The sequence below is a fragment of the Streptomyces subrutilus genome (genome assembly GCF_008704535.1).
GTDB lineage: Bacteria > Actinomycetota > Actinomycetes > Streptomycetales > Streptomycetaceae > Streptomyces > Streptomyces subrutilus.
Genome location: NZ_CP023701.1, coordinates 2,689,854 through 2,709,742, shown reverse-complemented (window position 1 = coordinate 2,709,742; position 19,889 = coordinate 2,689,854). Strand labels below are relative to the sequence as shown.

Genomic DNA, 19,889 nt, shown 5'->3' with positions numbered 1-19,889 from the left:
CCGCCTACCCTCGGGTCATGGAGCTTGAGGTCAGGCACCTGAGGGCGCTGTGCGCCATCGCCGACGCCGGCAGCCTGCACAAGGCGGCCCGGCAGCTCGGCGTGAGCCAGCCCTCCCTGACGACCCAGCTGCGCCGCATCGAACGGGCCCTGGACGGGGAGCTGTTCCTGCGCGAGCGCACCGGCTGCCGGCCCACTCCCTTCGGCCGCACGGTGCTCGGCCGGGCGCGCCCGCTGCTGGCCGAGATGGCCGCCCTCGTGGCGGAGGCGCGGGCACTGGCCCGCGGGCCGCGGCTGCGCATCGGCTCCACGGCCAGCCGGGCCCTGCCGGGGTGGCTGCGCCGGCTCCACGTGCGGCAGCCGGACACCGAGACCTCGCTGGTGGTGGACGTCTCGGCCAACGCGCTGCTGCGGATGGTGGACGCGGGGCAGCTGGACGTGGCGTTCGTCCACGAGGTGGAGGGCAGTCCGCTGCGGGTCCCGGCGGGGCTCCAGGTGCACGTGCTGATGGAGCGGGAGCCGCAGTTCGTGTCGATGGCCCGGGACCATCCCGCCGCCCGGCACGCGGTGGTGTCCTTACGGGACCTGGCCGCCGACCGCTGGACGGTGGACCCCTCCGTCGACGGCGAGTGGGACGGCCTGCGGAGGGTGTTCGCCGGGGCGGGGCTGGACCCGCCGGTGCTGCACGCCGACTACCACACCGCCACGTCGCTGATCGTCTCCGGAGAGGCGGTGGCGCCGTGCCAGCCGACGTCCGGGCCGCGGGAGGACATGGCGATCCGGCCGCTGTCGGGGGACCCGTTGGCGGTGCGGCTGCTGCTGGCGACGCGGCCGGGGGCGCACGCGGAGGTCTACGAGGACCTCCGGGAGGCGTATCGGGAGGCGGCGCTGCGGATGCCGCCGTACCGCGCGTGGCTCCACCACCACGCGAGCCCGCTCCTGGAGGCGGCGTAACGATCCTGCGGCCCGGCCGGGGCCGGGCGGGCGGGGCTGACGGGTGCGCCGCGCCGGCCACTTCAGCCCCGCCGGCGTTCGAGGCGCGGGTCCGGGCGGGGCCGGGCGGGGCCGGCCGGGCCGGGCGGGGCTGACGGGTGCGCCGCGCCGGCCACTTCAGCCCCGCCGGCGTTCGAGGCGCGGGTCCGGGCGGAGCCGGGGTCCTGGGGAGCTCGGGGCGGGGTGGTCCCGGGGTCGGGGTGGGGTGCCGTCCGGGACTGCGTGACGTAGGGCGCCCTCGGCTTCCGCCTCGCCCCCTACGGGCCCGTTCGCGGCACACCTCACGTTTCACGTCCCGGACGACACCCCACCCCGTCCCCGGCCCCGGCTGGCGGAGGCCCGCGACGGCTTGACTTCGAGAGGCCGCGATATATCGTGTCTGGTGAAGACGCGATATGTTGCGTGCGTCGAGACCCGTGTCCGTGAACGCACGAGGAGGATCAGCACCATGGCAGAGCAGTCGACGTGGCACATCGCCGAGCCGCAGAAGCTCGGTTTCGAGGGGCCGGTCACCGAGCTCCGCGTCCGTCTCGTGAGCGGCACGGTCAACGTCGTCGCCGCCGAGGACGGTCCGGCCCGCCTGGAGGCGGCCGCGGTCGACGGGCCGCCGCTGTACGTGGTCCAGGAGGGCGGCGTCCTCACCGTCTCCTACGAGGACCTGCCCTGGAACGGCGCGCAGGGCTTCAAGAAGTGGTTCGAGGGCAAGCCGTGGAAGGCCTGGTCCGGCGGCTCCTCCGGCCGCAAGGCCTGGGAGCGCAGCGCCGCCGTCACCCTCACCGTCCCCGCCGGCACCCGGGTCCACCTCGCCACCGTCGACGCCGGGGTGTTCGTGTCCGGCATCTCCGGCGGCACCGACGTCAACGGAGTCTCCGGCGACGCCACCCTGGTCGGGCTGTCCGGCCGGGTCAAGGCGCACAGCGTCTCGGGCGCCGTCGAGGCCCAGTCCGTCACCGGCGACCTCGCCTTCCACTCGGTGTCCGGCGGCCTGACCGTGGTCGACGGGGCGGGCGTGAGCGTACGGGCCGACTCGGTCAGCGGCGACATGCTCATCGACCTGGACCTCGACCCGGCCGCCGCCAGCCCGGTGGACATCGCGCTGAACTCGGTCTCCGGCCAGGTCGCCATCCGGCTCCCGCACCCCGCCGACGCCCGCGTCGAGGCCAACACCGCCACCGGCGGGGTCTCCAACGCCTTCGAGGACCTCCGGGTCTCCGGCCAGCTCGGCGCCAAGAGGATCACCGGCACGCTTGGTTCCGGCACCGGCACCCTGCGCGCCACCACGGTCTCCGGCTCCATCGCGCTGCTGCGCCGCCCGCAGGCCGACTCGGCCCCCCTCACGCTCGACAAGAAGGTGCTCTGACATGCCGCCCGTCTTCGCCCACGGCCGCCTCCGCCTGTACCTGCTCAAGCTGCTGGACGAGGCCCCGCGCCACGGGTACGAGGTGATCCGGCTGCTGGAGGAGCGCTTCCAGGGCCTGTACGCGCCCTCCGCGGGCACCGTGTACCCGCGGCTGGCGAAGCTGGAGGCCGAGGGACTGGTCACGCACGCCACCGAGGGCGGGCGCAAGGTGTACTCGATCACCGAGGCGGGCCGCGCCGAGCTGGCCGACCGCAGTGGTGAGCTCGCCGATCTGGAGCTGGAGATCCGCGACTCGGTCACCGAACTGGCGGCCGAGATCCGCGAGGACGTCCGGGGTGCGGCGGGCGACCTCCGCCGCGAGATGCGGGCGGCGGCCTCCGCGAGCGCCACCCACGTCGAGGACGAGTCGTGGAAGGCGGCCAAGGAGGAGCTGCGCAAGGCGCGGCACGAGTGGAAGGAGCAGGCCCGCCGGGCGAAGGACGAGAGCCGCCGGGCCCGCGAGGAGGCCCAGCAGGCGCGCCGGCAGGCGAAGGAGGCGCAGGACCGGGCCCGCGAGGAGGTCCAGCGCATCGCCGGGCAGCTCCAGGAGCAGTTCGCCAAGTCGGGCGGGGTGCTGGGCAGTCTGGCCGGTGCCTGGCTCGGAGGCGCGGGCGGCCCCGCGCCGTCCGGTTCCGCGGACCGGCCCGCGCCGCCGGTCGTGGACACGGACTGGGCGCAGGACCTCGCGGCCACCGGTGAGCCGGCCCGGGACCTGGACCGCCTGCTGGACCGTTTCCGCGACGAGGTACGCGACGCGGCCCGCGACCACGGGGTGACCCCGGCCCAGCTGGCCGAGGCCCGGGCCCACCTGGCCGCGGCGGCGACCCGGCTGACCTCGGCCCTGGGCGACACTCCCTAGTGACCTGAGTCAGAGATTCGGTGGCAGTAGGCGGCGACTTTGTCGAGGATTTCGTCGGCTGTCTTCGTCCAGACGAAGGGCCTGGGCTGGTCGTTCCAGTCGCTCAGCCAGGCCCGGATGTCGCGTTCGAGGGCCTGGACGGAGCGGTGGACTCCCCGCTTGAGCTTCTTTTGTGTGAGCTCGGCGAACCACCGCTCGACCAGGTTGAGCCAGGACGCGCTGGTGGGTGTGAAGTGCAGGTGGAACCGCGGGTGGGCCAGCAGCCACTTCTTGATGTCCGGGGTCTTGTGGGTCGCGTAGTTGTCGAGGATCAGATGGACCTGAAGATCTGCCGGGACCTCTTTGTCGACCTTGGTCAGGAACTTCTTGAACTCGGCGGCCCGGTGGCGGCGGTGGAGTGATCCGATGACCTTGCCGGTGGCGACTTCCAGGGCCGCGAAGAGGGTGGTGGTGCCGGCGCGGATGTAGTCGTGACTACGGCGCTCGGGAACGCCGGGCATCATGGGCAGGACCGGCTGGGACCGGTCCAGGGCCTGGATCTGCGACTTCTCGTCCACGCAGAGGACCAAAGCCTTCTCCGGCGGGTCGAGGTAGAGACCGACCACGTCACGGACCTTGTCGATGAACAGCGGGTCCGTCGACAGTTTGAACGTTTGGGACCGGTGCGGGGCCAGCGCGAACGCCCGCCAGATCCTCGAGACCGTCGACTGGGACATCCCGGTTGCCGCGGCCATCGACCTCGTCGACCAATGCGTCGCGTTCTTCGGCGTCTCTTCCAGGGTTTTGACGATGACCCGCTCGACATCCGCGTCGGTGATCTTCCGCGGGACACCCGGACGCGGCTCGTCGCCCAGCCCGTCCAGGCCGTGCTCCAGGAAACGCCGCCGCCACGTGCGGACCGTGTCCGGAGCGATCCCCAGCCGCCGCGACACCTCCATGACCGAGTGCCCACCCGCGCACTCCAACACGATCCGCGACCGCTGAGCCAAAGCCTGGGCCGTCGAGCGACGACGCAACCAACCCTCCAACACAGCCCGCTGGGCATCAGTGACCGACAACGGCGGAATCTTCGGACCCGGACGACTCATACCGAACCAACGACAAACCTCAGACTCAGGTCACTAGGCGGCGGCCGTTTCGGCGGTGGCGTAGGTGATGCCGTGGTCCGTGAGGACCTCGGAGACCGTGCCGGGGCGGGAGAGCAGGGCCAGGAGCAGGTGCAGGGTGCCGATGTGGCGGTCCTTGCGGCCCAGGGCGATGCGCAGCGACTGCTCCAGGGTCTTCTTCGCGCCCGGGGTGAAGGGGACGTGCCGGTGGTCCTGTTCCGGGCGGCCGAGGGCGGCGCGCAGCGAGGTGCCGAGCGTGCGCCGCCGGGGGGCCGGGGCGGCCAGAGCGCCCTCGCCGTGGGTCTCCTCGATCCGGGAGACGATCTCCGAGAGGTCGATGCCCAGCCCGGCCAGCGCCTCCTGGTCGGCCCGCGACATGCCGCCGCGGCGGCGGGCGGCGGCGAGGCCGGCGGCCACCGCCGTGCGGTCGACGCCCAGCGGGTCCAGTGCCCCCTGGTCGAGGACGGCGAGCAGCAGGTGTTCCTCGCCGACCGCGGGGGACCCGTCCCGGCGGGCGTGGGTCACGGCGCCGGTCACGGCCTCGCGCGCCTCGGCGGTGAAGCGTTCGAACATCAGAGCCTCCCGTGTTTCTTGTGCACGGCCTGCCGGCTGACGCCCAGCTCGGCCGCGATCTCCTGCCAGGACCAGCCCTGCGCGCGGGCGCTGCGCACCTGTACGGCCTCCAGTTGCTCCAGCAGTCTGCGGAGCGCGGCCACGGCACGCAGGCCCACGCGCGGATCGCGGTCACCTGCCCGTTCGGCGAGATCAGTGGCTTCCGTCATGGGTGTCAATGTAGATTGACACGGGAGGGGTGTCAATCCTTGTTGACGTCGGGCGGGCACGTCAGGGGGTGAGGACCACCTTGCCGAACAGGTCGCCCGTCCGGAGCTTCTCGAACCCCTCGCGGGCCCGGTCCAGCGGCAGCACCTCGTCGATGACCGGCCGCACGCCCGTCGTCGCGCAGAACGAGAGCAGGTCCTCCAGCTCGTCCTTCGAGCCCATGGTCGAGCCCACCACGCGCAGTTCCAGGAAGAAGATGCGGGTCAGCTCCGCGTGCGCCGGGCGGTCCCCGCTGGTGGCGCCGGAGATGACCAGCGTGCCGCCCGGGCGCAGGGACTTCACCGAGTGGGACCAGGTGGCCGCCCCGACCGTCTCGATCACCGCGTCCACCCGCCGGGGGAGCCGCGCCCCGGGCTCGTACGCCTCCAGCGCCCCGAGCTCCACGGCCCGCGCGCGCTTGGTCTCGTCCCGGCTGGTCGCGTAGACCCGCAGGCCGGCGGCCTTGCCCAGGACGATCGCGGCGGTCGCGACCCCGCCGCCGGCGCCCTGCACCAGTACGGAGTCCCCGGGGCGCACCCCGGCGTTGGTGAACAGCATCCGGTACGCCGTCAGCCAGGCCGTCGGCAGGCAGGCGGCCTCCTCGAACGACAGCCCGGCCGGTTTGGGCAGCACGTTCCAGGCGGGGACGCTCACCTGTTCCGCGAAGGTCCCCTGGTAGCGCTCGGTCAGGATCGAGCGGGGCTCGTCGGGGCCGACCCCGTGGCCGCTCTGGCCGATCACGGAGTGCAGGACGACCTCGTTGCCGTCCTGGTCGGTCCCGGCGGCGTCGCAGCCGAGGATCATCGGCAGTCGGTCCTCGCCGAGGCCGACCCCGCGCAGCGACCACAGGTCGTGGTGGTTGAGCGAGGCGGCCCTGACGTTGATGGTCACCCAGCCGGGGCGGGCCTCGGGGGCCGGGCGGTCGCCCAGCACGAGGCCGTTCAGCGGCTGGTCACGGTCGATTCGGGCGGCGTAGGCAGCGAACATGCCGCGACGCTACCGCTCGGTAGCCCCGGGTTCCAGACCTCCCGGGGCCCGATCGGGGCACGGCCCGGGCCGGGACGCGCGGGGGCCCGGCCGGAACGTTCCGGCCGGGCCCCCGCCGCATCCGTCCGCGCGGTGGATCAGACCAGGCGGGCCACGCCGTCGGCCTTCGCGGCCGCGGCGACCGCGGCCGTGACGGCCTCGGCGACGCGCTCGTCGAACGGCGACGGGATCACGTAGTCGGCGGCGATCTCGTCGCCCACGACACCGGCGATGGCGTCGGCGGCGGCGATCTTCATGCCCTCGGTGATCCGGGTGGCGCGGACCTTGAGGGCGCCCGCGAAGATGCCCGGGAAGGCCAGCACGTTGTTGATCTGGTTCGGGAAGTCCGACCGGCCCGTGGCCACGACCGCCGCGTACTTGTGCGCGACGTCCGGGTGGACCTCCGGGTTCGGGTTGGCCATGGCGAAGACGAAGCAGTCCTTCGCCATCGTGGCCACCGCGGCCTCCGGGACGGTGCCGCCGGAGACGCCGATGAAGACGTCCGCGCCCGCCAGCGCGTCCTCCAGGGAACCGGTACGGGCCGTCTTGTTCGTCAGGCCCGCGATCTCGGCCTTGACGTCCGTCAGGTCGGAGCGGTCGGAGGAGACGACGCCCTTGCGGTCGGTGACGCACACGTCGCCGATGCCCGCGTCCACCAGGATCTTGGCGATGGCGATGCCCGCGGCGCCGGCGCCCGAGATGACGGCCCGCAGGTCGCCGAGGGTGCGCCCGGTCAGCTTCGCGGCGTTGCGCAGTGCCGCCAGCGTCACGATGGCGGTGCCGTGCTGGTCGTCGTGGAAGATCGGGATGTCCAGCGCCTCCTGGAGGCGCCGCTCGATCTCGAAGCAGCGGGGGGCGGAGATGTCCTCCAGGTTCACCCCGCCGAAGGACGGGGCGAGGCGGATGACCGTCTCGATGATCTCGTCCGTGTCCTTGGTGGCCAGCGCGATCGGAACCGCGTCCACGCCACCGAACTGCTTGAAGAGGATGGCCTTGCCCTCCATCACGGGGAGGGAGGCCTCGGGCCCGATGTCACCGAGTCCGAGCACGGCCGTGCCGTCGGTGACGACGGCGACCACGTTCGACTTCCAGGTGTACTCGTTCACGAGCTCCGGCTGCTCGGCGATGGCGCTGCACACCTTCGCCACGCCGGGGGTGTACGCGAGGGACAGGTCGTCCTTGTCGTGGACCGGCACGGTGGCCACGATGGCCATCTTGCCGCCCCGGTGCAGTGCGAACACCGCGTCGGGGTTGTTGTCCGTCGCGCTGTCACTGCGAGGGTTGACGATCTCCGCTGCCACTGTGTGTGACCCCTTAAGTCCTTTGAATCGTTGAGGGTGGCCACTCCTGGTTAAGGGGTGGGCGGGCACCGCGTCCGTGCTCCGCATCGACGGTTGGCCCGTCTCCGCGGAGGGGAGGTTCGTACGCGCGGGCGCGCCGCACGCGCGCCCTGAGCCCCGGATGAGGGGTGTAAGGATCTGTTCTACCGGAAGAACGCTCGCCCAGACGAGTCGATTCCTGCTCGACCATAAGCCTCTTGTCACGGTTTTGGCGAAAAGTCCAAGAGTCCGTGTCCGGCAGACGAGACGGGCCGTAAAAAGTGCGCCCGCCCGGAGCCGCGACGGCGCATCGTGCGGCCCCGAGGCCCGCCGCCCGCAGTCCTGTTCGGCGATCGGTGTCGCCCGTTATGCGATTTTGACCTGATGGGCAGCCTGAATGCGTCAGTCCGAATGGCAAGATGCCGTAATCACACAAGGTCGCGACACTCGATGGTGCGTGCCCGACCGTTTTCGATGCTTTTCCACCTGCCGGAGGAACCAGCTCATGACCGCTAGCACCACTCGTCGTTCGACCGCCGCCCGGTCCCGGATCGCGGCGGTCGGCGCCATCGCGGTCGCCGGCGCCCTGATCCTCACCGGCTGTGGAGACCAGACCGACAGCGGAAACGAGACCAAGGGCAAGACCAGCGACGCACCGCTGTTCTCCAAGCTGCCCAAGAAGATCCAGGACGCCGGTGTCATCAAGGTCGGCACGGACGCCGCGTACGCCCCGATGGAGTTCACCGAGGGCGGCAAGATCGTCGGTGTCGACCCCGACATCGCGGCGGAGCTCGGCAAGCAGCTCGGCGTGAAGTTCGAGTTCGCCTCCGGCACCTTCGACGGTCTGATCACCTCGCTGGAGACCGGCCGCCAGGACGCCGCCATGTCGTCGATCACCGACAACAAGAAGCGCCAGGAGGGCCTGGACGACAAGGGCGCGAAGATCGGCAAGGGCGTCGACTTCGTCGACTACTTCTCCTCCGGCGTCTCGCTCATCCTCAAGAAGGGCAACCCGGACAACATCAAGTCCCTGGACGACCTCTGCGGGAAGACCGTCGCCGTGCAGCGCGGCACGATCTACGAGGACACCTTCAAGGCCCAGGCCGAGAAGTGCGGCGCCAACAAGCTCACCATCGAGGCGTTCGACACCGACGCCGAGGCCCAGACCCGCGTCAAGGCCGGCGGCGCCGTGGCCGACCTGAACGACTTCCCGGTCGCCGCCTACATCGCGAAGACCTCGGGCGGCGGCAACGACTTCGAGGTCGGCGGCCAGCAGAGCGACGTCGGCCTCTTCGGCATCGCCGTCTCCAAGGAGAACACCCAGCTGCGCGACGCCCTCAAGGAAGCGCTCGACGCCATCATCAAGGACGGCTCCTACGCCAAGGTCCTGGAGAAGTGGAACGTCAAGGACAGCGCCGTGCAGTCCGCCACGGTCAACGCAGGCAAGTGACCCGAGCGCTCCACTGAAGGGCAGTCATCGTGACTGACAAGATCGACAAGGGCCCGGCCGCCACCCCGCCGGCCGGGCCCGGTGCCGCGGGCACCCCGTACGAGGCCATCAAGGCCATCCCGGTCCGGCACTACGGCCGCTGGATCAGCGCCGTCGTCGTCGCCGTCCTGCTGGCCTGGCTCGTCTACGCCTTCTCCCAGGGCAAGGTCATCTGGGCGACGGTCGGCGACAAGCTGTTCGACCCGTCGGTCATCGCCGGCCTCGGCAACACCGTGATCATCAGCGTCTCGTCGATGGCGCTGGGCCTCGTGCTCGGCATCCTCTTCGCGGTGATGCGGCTCTCGAACAACCCGGTCACGAGCTTCGTGTCCTGGCTGTACATCTGGTTCTTCCGCGGCACCCCGGTCTACGTGCAGCTGCTGGTCTGGTTCAGCCTTCCGCTGATCTTCCAGTACATCAACCTCGGTCCGATCTACAAGAACGAGACCGTCGACGTCATGACCCCGTTCATGGTCGCCCTCCTGGGCCTCGGCCTGAACGAGGGCGCCTACATGGCGGAGATCGTCCGCGCGGGCATCCAGTCCGTCGACGAGGGCCAGAGCGAGGCCTCGCACGCCCTGGGCATGACCCGTACGCAGACCATGCGCCGCGTGGTGCTCCCGCAGGCGATGCGCGTGATCATCCCGCCGACCGGCAACGAGTTCATCAACATGCTGAAGACCTCGTCCCTGGTCTCGGCGGTGCAGTACACCGAGCTCCTGCGGGCCAGCTCCAACATCGGCTCCACGGCCGGCGCGGTGATCGAGATGTACTTCGTCGCCTCGATCTGGTACCTGGCCCTGACCAGCGTCTTCAGCGTCGGGCAGTACTACCTGGAGCGCCGCTACGCCCGCGGATCGCTGCGCTCCCTGCCGCCCACGCCGCTCCAGCGGCTGAAGGCCAACCTGAACATGTTCCGCCGTACGGAGGTGGCGAAGTGACCGCCCAGCCGATGGTCAAGGCAGAAGGCGTCCACAAGTCGTACGGCGCCGCCCACATCCTCCGCGGCATCGACCTGGAGGTCGCCCCCCGGGAGGTCTTCTGCCTGGTCGGTCCGTCCGGCTCCGGCAAGTCGACGTTCCTGCGGTGCATCAACCACCTGGAGCGCATCAACGCCGGGCGGCTCTCGGTCGACGGCCAGCTGGTGGGGTACCGGCAGAAGGGCGACAAGCTCTACGAGCTGAAGGACAGCGAGGTCGCGGCCCAGCGCCGGGACATCGGCATGGTCTTCCAGCGCTTCAACCTCTTCCCGCACATGACGGCCGTCGAGAACGTCATGGAAGCGCCGGTCATGGTCAAGGGCGAGTCCAAGTCGGTGGCGCGCGAGCGCGCCGTCCGACTCCTGGACCGCGTGGGCCTCGGCGACAAGGGCGGCAACTACCCCACCCAGCTCTCCGGCGGTCAGCAGCAGCGCGTGGCCATCGCCCGCGCGCTGGCCATGGAGCCGAAGCTGATGCTCTTCGACGAGCCCACGTCGGCGCTCGACCCGGAGCTGGTCGGCGACGTGCTGGACGTCATGCGGGGCCTGGCCGAGGACGGCATGACCATGATCGTGGTCACGCACGAGATGGGCTTCGCCCGCGAGGTCGGGGACAACCTCGTCTTCATGGACGGCGGCGTCGTCGTCGAGTCGGGCAACCCGCGCGACGTGCTGGGCAACCCGCAGCACGACCGCACGAAGGCCTTCCTGTCCAAGGTCCTCTAGGGCGGCCGGCCGGGGCGGCCGGGGCGGTCGAGGTCGGTCGGGTCGGTCGAGGCCGCGGCCGGTGGCCGGCCGGCCCGGCAGGACGGCCCGAGGGGCGGTACGGATCTCCGTACCGCCCCTCGGCGCGTTCCGGGCCCCGCCGCGCACCCGCGCGCCGCACCGCCCCCCGGCGCCGCCCCCCCCGCTCAGCCGCGCGCATGTCCCTACTTCAGTCCTAGTGACCTGAGTCTGAGGTTTGTCGTTGGTTCGGTATGAGTCGTCCGGGTCCGAAGATTCCGCCGTTGTCGGTCACTGATGCCCAGCGGGCTGTGTTGGAGGGTTGGTTGCGTCGTCGCTCGACGGCCCAGGCTTTGGCTCAGCGGTCGCGGATCGTGTTGGAGTGCGCGGGTGGGCACTCGGTCATGGAGGTGTCGCGGCGGCTGGGGATCGCTCCGGACACGGTCCGCACGTGGCGGCGGCGTTTCCTGGAGCACGGCCTGGACGGGCTGGGCGACGAGCCGCGTCCGGGTGTCCCGCGGAAGATCACCGACGCGGATGTCGAGCGGGTCATCGTCAAAACCCTGGAAGAGACGCCGAAGAACGCGACGCATTGGTCGACGAGGTCGATGGCCGCGGCAACCGGGATGTCCCAGTCGACGGTCTCGAGGATCTGGCGGGCGTTCGCGCTGGCCCCGCACCGGTCCCAAACGTTCAAACTGTCGACGGACCCGCTGTTCATCGACAAGGTCCGTGACGTGGTCGGTCTCTACCTCGACCCGCCGGAGAAGGCTTTGGTCCTCTGCGTGGACGAGAAGTCGCAGATCCAGGCCCTGGACCGGTCCCAGCCGGTCCTGCCCATGATGCCCGGCGTTCCCGAGCGCCGTAGTCACGACTACATCCGCGCCGGCACCACCACCCTCTTCGCGGCCCTGGAGGTCGCCACCGGCAAGGTCATCGGATCACTCCACCGCCGCCACCGGGCCGCCGAGTTCAAGAAGTTCCTGACCAAGGTCGACAAAGAGGTCCCGGCGGATCTTCAGGTCCATCTGATCCTCGACAACTACGCGACCCACAAGACGCCGGACATCAAGAAGTGGCTGCTGGCCCACCCGCGGTTCCACCTGCACTTCACACCCACCAGCGCGTCCTGGCTCAACCTGGTCGAGCGGTGGTTCGCCGAGCTCACACAAAAGAAGCTCAAGCGGGGAGTCCACCGCTCCGTCCAGGCCCTCGAACGCGACATCCGGGCCTGGCTGAGCGACTGGAACGACCAGCCCAGGCCCTTCGTCTGGACGAAGACAGCCGACGAAATCCTCGACAAAGTCGCCGCCTACTGCCACCGAATCTCAGACTCAGGTCACTAGACGGTGTAGTCGGGCAGGGTCAGGCTCGTGTATATGGAGCTGCGCTCTCCGGCGAGGGTGGTGGGGTCGTTCAGGGCGTGGTTGCGTGCGTCGAGCATGGCCTGGGTGCCGGGGATCAGGGCCGTGCCTCCCTCGCCGGCGGTGGCCTGGTTCTCTTCGATGAAGGGGCGTGCCGTGCGTTCATAGGAGGCGAACGCGGCGGTGTGATCGGCGTTCCGGGCCAGTTCGCCGGCCAGGACGTAGGCCCCGACGAGGGAGACGCTGGAGCCCTGGCCGGACAGGAACGAGGTGGCGAAGGCGGCGTCGCCGACGAGGGCGACCCTGCCGCGCGACCAGGTGGGCATGCGGGTCTGGCACACGGCGTCGAAGAAGAGGTCGTCGGCGGTGCGCATGGCGTCGATCAGGTACGGGATGTGCCAGGCGGTTTCGGGGTAGTTGGCGGCGACCAGTTCGCGCTGCGCTTCGGGCGTGGGGTGGGCGGCGAAGGGCATGTCCTTCTGCCGGAAGGCGAGGAACCCGTGCACCGAGTCATCGGGTTCGTGGGCGTAGAGCGCTGCGACCTTGCCGGGAACGTTCCAGATGAGTCCCTCGTGGGCCAGGTCGAAGTCGTTCGGAACGGTGAAGACGGCGACGACGTGGCCGAGGTAGCTCAGGTACGGCTCCTCGGGGCCGAAGGCCAGCCCTCGGGTGTTGGAGTGCAGCCCGTCCGCGCCGATGACCAGGTCGAAGGTACGGCTGTCACCACCGTCGAAGGAGACGTCGACCCGGTCGCCCCGATCCTCCAGGGTGGCGATGGAGTCCCCGAAGCGGAAGTCGACGCGGTCGCGGCACACGTCGTAGAGGGCGTCCGCGAGGTCGCCGCGTCGCACTTCGATGTCTGCTCCCGGGTCGCCGCCGGCGATCGCCTCGGGGCTCACCGCCGTGACGGGCGTGCCGTCCGGGTTCACGAAAGTGAGTTTCTGGGTGCCGACATGCTTCTCGCGCAGGCGCGGAAGCAGGCCCATGCGGTCGACGACGCCGAGGGCCGTCCCGCGGATGTCGATGGCGTAGCCGCCGCCGCGGATCGCGGACGCCTTCTCGACGACGGTCACCTCGAATCCGTAGCGGCTGAGCCAGTAGGCCAGGGCGGGGCCGGCGATGCTGGCACCCGAGATGAGCACCCTCCGGTTGGCTGTGCGGGTCATGATTCCTCCCAGCTAGTTACCTACTTCAGGTAATCAAAATGACCCGAAGCGGGATCGCGATAAGGTCGATCGCGTCGAGGGTATAGTTACCTGCGGCAGGTAAGCAAATGGAGGCACTGTGCACGCGAACGCGCCGGACGGCTACCCCACCGCCCCGCCCGGAGAGCAGGCTCTAGCAGCCCTGCCCCGCATCGCACACCTCGGCAACGCCCTGGCCAAGGGGCGCGTCGTCGAACAGGCCGCCGAGACGGCGGGCCTGAGCAAGGACCGCCCCGCGATCACCGTCCTCCTGGCCCTGGGCGGGTCGGACGGCCCCCTGCGCGTCGGGGAGATCGCCGACCGCGTCCAACTGGCCGGGCCCCACGTCACCCGCCAGGTGCAGGCCCTGGAGCGGCGCGGCCTGGTACGGCGCATCGAGGACCCGCACGACAAGCGCGCCCGCCTGATCGAGGCCACCGCCCAAGGACGCGAGGCCACCGACCGCTACACCGCATCCATGATCGGCTGGTTCACCGAGACCATCAGCCACTGGCCCGAGCAGGACCGCGCGGAACTCGGCCGACTGCTGACGCGGCTCGCCGACGACGTCCTCACCCGCCTGAAACACACGGACGACGACCAGCCGCCTCCCGCCTGAGACACACGGATGACGACCAGCCGCCTCCCGCAGTCTCCCGCGACGACGGTAGGGCCTTCGACGAGGCGGACACGGTGTCGGCATGAGCACACCGCCGCCGGACCTGGGACCAGGCCGTCCGAGGGCGAGCGCCAGACCGTACGGGCCTCCGCGAAGCCCGCGTCCGGCAGGGTGCCGACCTGCCAGCCCTCCGGGGGAGTGTCGCCGTCGGGTACCAGTTCGTCCGTCCGCACTCCGCCGCCGGGTCGATCACGTCGAGGTGGATCCCGTGGCCGCGCTGATCATCCGCGACGTGGCGCAGCGCATCCTCGCCGACGAGACGGGCACGGTAGCGGTCCACACGGAAGCGGCCCGGCTGAACCGTGCGGGGGTGCTGTTTCCTGCCACGCAGGAAATCTTCGCCCTCCACTACCAGGGAAAGGCGAACGACCCGAAGGCCCGAGAGGCAGGAGAAGCATTCGCCTTCCACACCTTCCGGGAGCGGGACCACCGCGCACCCCACCACAGCGTGAACGGCGGACCGAGTGCTCTCTCTCACCAGCTCTGCCCGTGCACCACGCACCCCACCGATACCGGGGTGGCCGCAGGGGTCATGCGGTAGAGCGCGGGGACTGCACCGCTCACGGGTAACCGTCCCGACCCGGGCGCCGAGAGGGGCCGTAGGCGGTGGAGTCCCCATGCCCGGACCGGTTCGCCGGCCAGGACAACGAGCACCAGGACCGCGGCGAGCACAGAGCTTTTCAACCAAAACTGACGCTACCTGGTGGCGCCCTTTTCGTCCGCCGACCCAACGGCCAGGGGTGCGCGGCCCCGGCCCCGCTCGGGGATGTCGGCCGCAGAGTTCCCGGGTTCAAGTCCGGGGGCGGGTGCTAGTCGACGGTGTGCATCCCACGTACGGGCTCGCAGTACGTCTGTCCGTTGCTGTCGACCAGCGCGGTCCGGCTGTAAGCCTCCCACTGGAGACCGAGACCGCACGTTTGGCAGCGTCCGGCAGAACGGCGGTAGCCCGGAGCGGGCTCGGCTGCCTCATTGGTTGTAGTCATCCGACCAACCTAAGACATGACACTGACAGGGGCCCACATGCGCTGTACCGACTGCGCCGAGCCCGCGACCCATCGAGGGCGCTGCACGGCTCACCACGGGGCGTAGGAGGGCGACCGAGTATCCGCACCCGCCGTGCCCGGGCCGACGACGAGCGGCCCGGCATGACGCTGCTGCGAGGCTCCGCCGGCGAGTGCGGGAGAAGGGCTCCGCGTGGTGTGACTGGTGCTTGGGCCGCTCCGACTCGCGCTGCCGCTGCCATTCCTGCAACAGCTGTTTGCGGTGGGTAGAGGTCTGCGGCCACACGGGTGGCCACGCTGATGGATACCTGCCGGACCGTGAAGGGTGCCGGCCGACGATTCCGCAGGGTCTGCCCGCGCGGCGGCGGCGTGACGGTCATCGTCGAGGCCGTGACCGGCGAGCCCCGCAACGTGGCCTGCGCGGCCTGCTGACCCCGAACAGCCCAACGCCCCGTTCACCTGCCGTCTCATCTGGCAGGTGGGCGGGGCTCACGTGTGTTCGGGCGTTCGTCGTGCTAGATCAAAAACGAGCGCCGGGTCGAGATCGACGCCCGTGCTCGTGGCGTCCGGGAACCGCTTGAGGAGCCGATCCGTGATACTTCCCGTACCGCACGCCAGATCCAGCACCCGGGGGGACGTGCCCACGAGGGCCTCGGCCATGTCCGGCATCACCCGGAACCGCTCCTCGCGGTCCGGCACGTACCACTCCTGAAGCCGGTCCCAGCTGTCCTGCCAGGCCTGCCATGCCTGCCAGTCGGTCCCGGCCCGGGGTCCGGCCCTGGTCGTATCCGTCATCACGCACCCCTCCACCCGCCGTACGTAATACCCTCGTATCCGTGTCAGTCGTTACCGAGACACCAATCCGCAGCCGTAAGGACTACTAGTGGAACTGGCCCATTACTCGGACTACGCCGTGCGCCTGGTCAACACCGAGGAGCCGGCCCGCAACAAGGACGCGCTCACCTCGGTGGACGCCGTCCGCGCCCTGTTCGGCCCCAGCGTGCAGATGGCGCGCCGCGTCACCGACACCGACGTCACCCGCTTCCGCAACGTGCGCGGCCGGCTGCGCGCCGTCTTCGAGGCCGCCGACGGCGGCGACCACGTGCTCGCCGTGGACCTGCTGAACTCGCTCCTGATGGAGTTCCCGGTCAGCCCCCAGGTCTCCGGCCACGAGATCCTCGACGACGACGGCCGCCCCGACTGGCACATCCACCTCGCCGAGCACCCCTCGAACGCCTCCGCGGGCTACGCCGCCATGGCCTCCTTCGGCCTGGCCTTCCACCTGACCGCGCACGGCCCCGAGCGGCTCGGCCTGTGCCAGGCGGCGCCCTGCCGCAACGCCTACCTCGACACCTCCACCAACCGGTCGCGCCGCTACTGCTCCGACCGCTGCGCCACCCGCGCCAACGTGGCGGCCTACCGCGCCCGCAAGCGGCTGGAGGCCGAAGGGTCGGCCCGCAGCGGCCGCACCGCCGACAGCGCCCAGGACAGCCGCGCCCTCAGCGACCGCTGACCCTCCTCGCGCGGCCGCAGCCGCAGCACGGCCGTCGCCAGCAGCAGCTCGCCGGGGACCGCGCCGTAGTCGGTGCTGTCGCCGGTCTCGTTGAACGGGTTGTCGCCCAGCACCCACCAGCCGCCGCCCGGCCGCCGCTCCACCGCCCGCTTGATCACCAGCAGGTCCTGCTGGAACGGATGGCGCAGCACCACCACGTCCCCCGGGCGGACGGCGGCCCCGTACCGGACCACCACCCGGTCCCCGTCGGCCAGGGTCGGGGCCATCGAGGGCCCCGAGACGTCCACCACCCCGAACCGCTTGAGCGGACTGCGGACCACCACCATGAACGACCTCCTCGTCACCTCCGCATGCTGCCGTACGGCCCCGTACATTCGCTCACCGGTGCCGCCGCCACCCTGGACTTTTGTCCTAAGCCCACGGGGGCGGCCGCGAAATACGGCCGCCCAGCGAGTAATCTCCCCCTTGAGAAGACGATCACGAGGAGGACACACTCCAATGCTTTCCCGCCTCTTCGCCCCCAAGGCGAAGGTCTCCGCCCACTGCGATCTGCCGTGCGGCGTGTACGACCCTGCCCAGGCCCGCATCGAGGCCGAGTCCGTCAAGGCCGTGCAGGAGAAGTACCAGGCCAACGACGACGCCGACTTCCGTGCGCGCGCCATCACCATCAAGGAGCAGCGCGCCGAGCTCGCCAAGCACCACGTCTCGGTGCTCTGGAGCGACTACTTCAAGCCGCCGCACTTCGAGAAGTACCCGCAGCTGCACACCCTGGTCAACGACACCCTGAAGGCCCTCTCGGCCGCCAAGGCGTCGAACGACCCGGCGACGGGCCAGAAGGCCCTCGACCTCATCGCCGAGATCGACCGCATCTTCTGGGAGACCAAGGCCGCCTGATCGGCAGCCCTGCCCGTGGTGCATCGCAAGGGAGCCCCGTCGACCCGTCGACGGGGCTCCCTTGCGCGCGGCCGGCGTCGGCGCGGGGGCGGACAGCGGCGCCCCGGGGCCGTTGCCGGTTGCGGCGGCGGTGTTCGGGCCCTGGGGCGGGCCGGGGGTCAGTCCTCCCCGTCCTCCTCGTCGTCCAGGCGGGCCAGCCAGGTGGCCAGGCGTTCCACCGGGACCTCGAAGTCCGGGTTCAGGTCGACGAAGGTGCGCAGCTGCTCGGCGAGCCACTCGAAGGTGACCTCCTCCTCGCCGCGCCGCTTCTCCAGCTCCTCGATGCCGCGATCGGTGAAGTACAAGGCGGGCTCCGTGCCGTGAGGGGGGTGGTGACGGGGTGTTTCCCGCCAGGATAATCCGCGTCGGGAAGAGATCTCCCGCCCCCCGCGGCTCCGGCGCTAGCCTGGACGCCTCACGAGCGGGGGGCGCGGATGACGGACGGGCGCACGGCCGGCTCGGCGCGCGCCTTCGAGCTCCTCGAACCCCTCGTCCGGGCCGCGACCGTACGCGTCCACGCCCCCGTGCGCGGGTATGAATCCCCCGGTAGCCGCACGTCCGCGCCCACCTGGGGGAGCGGGTTCTTCATCGCTCCCGGCTGGGTCCTGACGTGCGCGCACGTGGTCGGGGAAGGGGGTGCCGCCGTGCGTCTGACCGGGCGCGAGGTCGGAATCACCTTCTCCTCCGGCGGCCGGGGCGCCACCGGGACCGTCACCGGGCGCGTGGAGTGCGTGCTGCCCGAACGGCTGGAGGAGCGCCGGCCGGCCCGGCGGGCCCTGTGGGACCTGCCCGACCTGGCGCTGATCAGGGTGCTGGCCCCCGTCTCGCACGCCTGCGTCTGGCTCACCGACCGGTCCCGGCCCCGCTTCGACGAGGTCGCCTACTTCGGCGTCACCGAGGACCTCGGCGCGCCCGAGGTCACCGGCCGCACCACCCGGCTGCGCGGCAGCGCCGGCAACGGAGCCGCCATCCGGCTCGGCGACGACGACGAGATCGAGCCCGGCATGTCCGGCGGCCCGGTCGTGGACCTCGGCCGCGGCGAGGTCGTCGGCGTGGTCAAGGCCCGGCGGCACACGGGGGGCGGCGGACTGGCGGTGTCCGTGGTGCAGCTGCGTACGCTGCCGATGCCGTCCCGCGGCCAGACCGGCCTCTACCGCCGGGTCATGCAGGGCCACGACCTGCACCACTACGACCAGCACGTCAGCGACCTCGACACCCGACGGACCTGGACGGACGTGCACGGCGAGCTGCCCGCGCCGGAGGCCGGGCCGTTCGAGGGGCGCGGGCGGCTGACCCCCGGCGAGCGCACCACCCTGTGCGGGCTGCTCGCCGAGCTGCCCCCGCCCGGCTCCTCCGAGGTCGTCCGGGCGCTGGCCGAAGCGGCCCGCGGCGAGGAACCGGACCCGCAGCCCCCGGCCCCGCTGAGCTGGCGCGACGGGCTCGGCCTGCTGCACGACCCGCCGGGCGGCACCGGCGAGGCCGCCGCGATGCTGCGCTACGCCACCGACGTCAGCGTGGCCGACCACCGCGAGCCGCCGTCGCCCGGCGCGGACGAGGAACTGTGGGACTGGGTCCGGGCCACGGCCGAACGGCTGTGGCGGCCGCTGCGCCGGGAGCTCGGCGAGCGCCACGAGCGCGGCCTGGCCGAGCGGGAGCGCCGCCGCCGGGCCCGGGCCGGACGCGGGCCGTACGGTCCGGTCCGGCCGGCCGGCGGGCTGCCGGGCGGGGCCTCGGTGCTGCTGGAGGCCTGGGCGCACGGCTGGGAGGACGTCTACGACTGGCGGGTGTCGGTGCTGGCGGGCCCGGCCCACCCCGGCCGGGTCACCCCGGTCGACTCGGGCGTACGGGCCACCCCGGCGGGCCTCCCGGAGGCGCTGCGCGCCCCGCTCGCCGAGGCCTTCCGGCGCTGCGACACGCACGAGGCGGCGGCCCTCCTCGAAGTGGCCGTCGCCCCGGAGCTGTTCGGGCTGGCGGTCGACGAGTGGACGCTGATGGGTGGCGCCCCGCTGGGCACGCAGCGCCCGGTGGTCCTGCGCCATCCCGGCGGCCCCGCGTCCCCGCGCGCCCCCGAACGGTGGGCGCGGGTGCAGCCGGGCCCGCTGTTGGACGAGCGGATCGACTGCGCCCGGGGGCGCCCGCGCACCCCCGCCCCGGACTGGCTCGCCGCGCAGCCCGACAACACGGTGGCCGTGCACTGCCGGACCGCCGCCGAGGAGCCGACGCTCGGTGCGCTGCACGCCCTACGGGACGCGGGCTACGGGGTGGTCGTGGGCCGCCGCCCCCCGGCGGACCCGGGGGCGCCGTGCGCGCCGTTCCACCGCGGGCTGCGCGAGGAACTGGCCGAGGCGGGACGGGCGGAGGTGCTGCCGCCCCGGCTCCAGGCCCTGCGGGCGCGGGCCCACGGGGCCGACCCGGACGCGTACTGGGCGGCGGGGGCCGTGCTGGTGTGGGACGACCCGGCGCGCGCCCTGCCCGAGGACGAGCCGCTGCAGGGGGACTTGTGA

The 19,889-nt window shown here is 71.6% G+C and carries 20 protein-coding genes and 1 pseudogene; 12 read left to right on the top strand and 9 right to left on the bottom strand.

The features are described from left to right. Positions 1-17: 17 nt before the first annotated feature. From CP968_RS11485 to CP968_RS11475, 3 genes are all read left to right on the top strand, one after another. Positions 18-953, top strand: coding sequence for a LysR family transcriptional regulator (locus tag CP968_RS11485; protein WP_150517918.1), 936 nt, complete (start codon positions 18-20; stop codon positions 951-953). 487 nt (positions 954-1,440) lie between these two features. After that, positions 1,441-2,352 carry a DUF4097 family beta strand repeat-containing protein gene (locus CP968_RS11480; protein WP_150517917.1) on the top strand — a complete coding sequence of 304 codons (912 nt, stop codon included), beginning with the start codon at positions 1,441-1,443 and terminating at the stop codon, positions 2,350-2,352. Between the two features lies 1 nt (position 2,353). After that, the gene (locus CP968_RS11475) at positions 2,354-3,250 is read left to right on the top strand and encodes a PadR family transcriptional regulator (RefSeq protein WP_150517916.1); all 897 of its coding nucleotides are present in this window, start codon (positions 2,354-2,356) and stop codon (positions 3,248-3,250) included. On the opposite strand, the gene CP968_RS11470 is transcribed toward CP968_RS11475, so the two are convergent. From CP968_RS11470 to CP968_RS11450, 5 genes are all read right to left on the bottom strand, one after another. After that, the gene (locus CP968_RS11470; RefSeq protein WP_150517909.1) at positions 3,247-4,338 is read right to left on the bottom strand and encodes an IS630 family transposase; all 1,092 of its coding nucleotides are present in this window, start codon (positions 4,336-4,338) and stop codon (positions 3,247-3,249) included. The genes CP968_RS11475 and CP968_RS11470 overlap by 4 nt on opposite strands. Positions 4,339-4,371: 33 nt before the next feature. Further along, on the bottom strand, positions 4,372-4,929 hold the full coding sequence (locus CP968_RS11465; RefSeq protein WP_150517915.1) for a Clp protease N-terminal domain-containing protein: 558 nt from the start codon (positions 4,927-4,929) through the stop codon (positions 4,372-4,374). Further along, positions 4,929-5,138: a helix-turn-helix domain-containing protein gene (locus tag CP968_RS11460; protein ID WP_042818984.1), complete on the bottom strand. Its 210-nt coding sequence runs from the start codon at positions 5,136-5,138 to the stop codon at positions 4,929-4,931. Before CP968_RS11460 ends, CP968_RS11465 begins: the two co-directional genes overlap by 1 nt. A 61-nt stretch (positions 5,139-5,199) precedes the next feature. Next, positions 5,200-6,162: a zinc-binding dehydrogenase gene (locus CP968_RS11455; protein ID WP_150517914.1), complete on the bottom strand. Its 963-nt coding sequence runs from the start codon at positions 6,160-6,162 to the stop codon at positions 5,200-5,202. Positions 6,163-6,299: 137 nt separating this feature from the next. Beyond that, positions 6,300-7,502 carry an NAD(P)-dependent malic enzyme gene (locus CP968_RS11450; protein WP_150517913.1) on the bottom strand — a complete coding sequence of 401 codons (1,203 nt, stop codon included), beginning with the start codon at positions 7,500-7,502 and terminating at the stop codon, positions 6,300-6,302. Between the two features lie 523 nt (positions 7,503-8,025). Between CP968_RS11450 and CP968_RS11445 the strand changes: the two genes are divergently transcribed. The 4 genes from CP968_RS11445 (at position 8,026) to CP968_RS11430 (ending at position 12,057) form a co-directional block, all read left to right on the top strand. Then, positions 8,026-8,970 carry an ABC transporter substrate-binding protein gene (locus CP968_RS11445; RefSeq protein ID WP_150517912.1) on the top strand — a complete coding sequence of 315 codons (945 nt, stop codon included), beginning with the start codon at positions 8,026-8,028 and terminating at the stop codon, positions 8,968-8,970. A 29-nt stretch (positions 8,971-8,999) separates the two neighbouring features. Further along, positions 9,000-9,950 carry an amino acid ABC transporter permease gene (locus CP968_RS11440; protein WP_150517911.1) on the top strand — a complete coding sequence of 317 codons (951 nt, stop codon included), beginning with the start codon at positions 9,000-9,002 and terminating at the stop codon, positions 9,948-9,950. Positions 9,951-9,961: 11 nt separating this feature from the next. Beyond that, positions 9,962-10,714 (top strand): amino acid ABC transporter ATP-binding protein, encoded by a 753-nt coding sequence (locus CP968_RS11435; RefSeq protein ID WP_189829253.1) that lies wholly within the window; start codon positions 9,962-9,964, stop codon positions 10,712-10,714. A 251-nt stretch (positions 10,715-10,965) separates the two neighbouring features. Continuing rightward, positions 10,966-12,057, top strand: a complete 1,092-nt coding sequence (locus CP968_RS11430; protein WP_150517909.1) for an IS630 family transposase — start codon at positions 10,966-10,968, stop codon at positions 12,055-12,057. Here CP968_RS11430 and CP968_RS11425 read toward each other — a convergent pair. Continuing rightward, the gene (locus CP968_RS11425; protein ID WP_150517908.1) at positions 12,054-13,241 is read right to left on the bottom strand and encodes an FAD-dependent monooxygenase; all 1,188 of its coding nucleotides are present in this window, start codon (positions 13,239-13,241) and stop codon (positions 12,054-12,056) included. The two genes, CP968_RS11430 and CP968_RS11425, sit on opposite strands and share 4 nt — an antisense overlap. Positions 13,242-13,359: 118 nt before the next feature. On the opposite strand from CP968_RS11425, the gene CP968_RS11420 reads away from it, so the two are divergent. Together CP968_RS11420 and CP968_RS11410 are read left to right on the top strand one after the other, a co-directional pair. Beyond that, positions 13,360-13,878, top strand: a complete 519-nt coding sequence (locus CP968_RS11420) for a MarR family winged helix-turn-helix transcriptional regulator (protein ID WP_150517907.1) — start codon at positions 13,360-13,362, stop codon at positions 13,876-13,878. Positions 13,879-14,146: 268 nt separating this feature from the next. Next, positions 14,147-14,479 (top strand): hypothetical protein, encoded by a 333-nt coding sequence (locus tag CP968_RS11410; protein WP_150517906.1) that lies wholly within the window; start codon positions 14,147-14,149, stop codon positions 14,477-14,479. A 964-nt stretch (positions 14,480-15,443) separates the two neighbouring features. On the opposite strand, the pseudogene CP968_RS11400 reads toward CP968_RS11410, so the two are convergent. Then, positions 15,444-15,734, bottom strand: a pseudogene (locus CP968_RS11400) (class I SAM-dependent methyltransferase); the annotation flags it as partial. Between the two features lie 88 nt (positions 15,735-15,822). Between CP968_RS11400 and CP968_RS11395 the strand changes: the two are divergent. Beyond that, positions 15,823-16,452 (top strand): CGNR zinc finger domain-containing protein, encoded by a 630-nt coding sequence (locus CP968_RS11395; protein ID WP_150517905.1) that lies wholly within the window; start codon positions 15,823-15,825, stop codon positions 16,450-16,452. Here the strand turns inward: CP968_RS11395 and sodX are convergent. Beyond that, the gene (gene sodX, locus CP968_RS11390; protein ID WP_150521862.1) at positions 16,356-16,778 is read right to left on the bottom strand and encodes a nickel-type superoxide dismutase maturation protease; all 423 of its coding nucleotides are present in this window, start codon (positions 16,776-16,778) and stop codon (positions 16,356-16,358) included. The genes CP968_RS11395 and sodX overlap by 97 nt on opposite strands. Before the next feature lie 172 nt (positions 16,779-16,950). Here sodX and sodN point away from each other — a divergent pair, with 172 nt between their 5' ends. Then, a complete protein-coding gene (sodN, locus tag CP968_RS11385) occupies positions 16,951-17,346 on the top strand; it encodes a superoxide dismutase, Ni (RefSeq protein WP_030036761.1) in 396 nt (131 codons plus the stop codon). Between the two features lie 158 nt (positions 17,347-17,504). On the opposite strand, the gene CP968_RS11380 is transcribed toward sodN, so the two are convergent. Continuing rightward, positions 17,505-17,690, bottom strand: coding sequence for a DUF6104 family protein (locus tag CP968_RS11380; protein WP_150517904.1), 186 nt, complete (start codon positions 17,688-17,690; stop codon positions 17,505-17,507). Positions 17,691-17,819: 129 nt separating this feature from the next. Here CP968_RS11380 and CP968_RS11375 point away from each other — a divergent pair, with 129 nt between their 5' ends. Further along, positions 17,820-19,889, top strand: a complete 2,070-nt coding sequence (locus tag CP968_RS11375) for a VMAP-C domain-containing protein (RefSeq protein WP_150517903.1) — start codon at positions 17,820-17,822, stop codon at positions 19,887-19,889.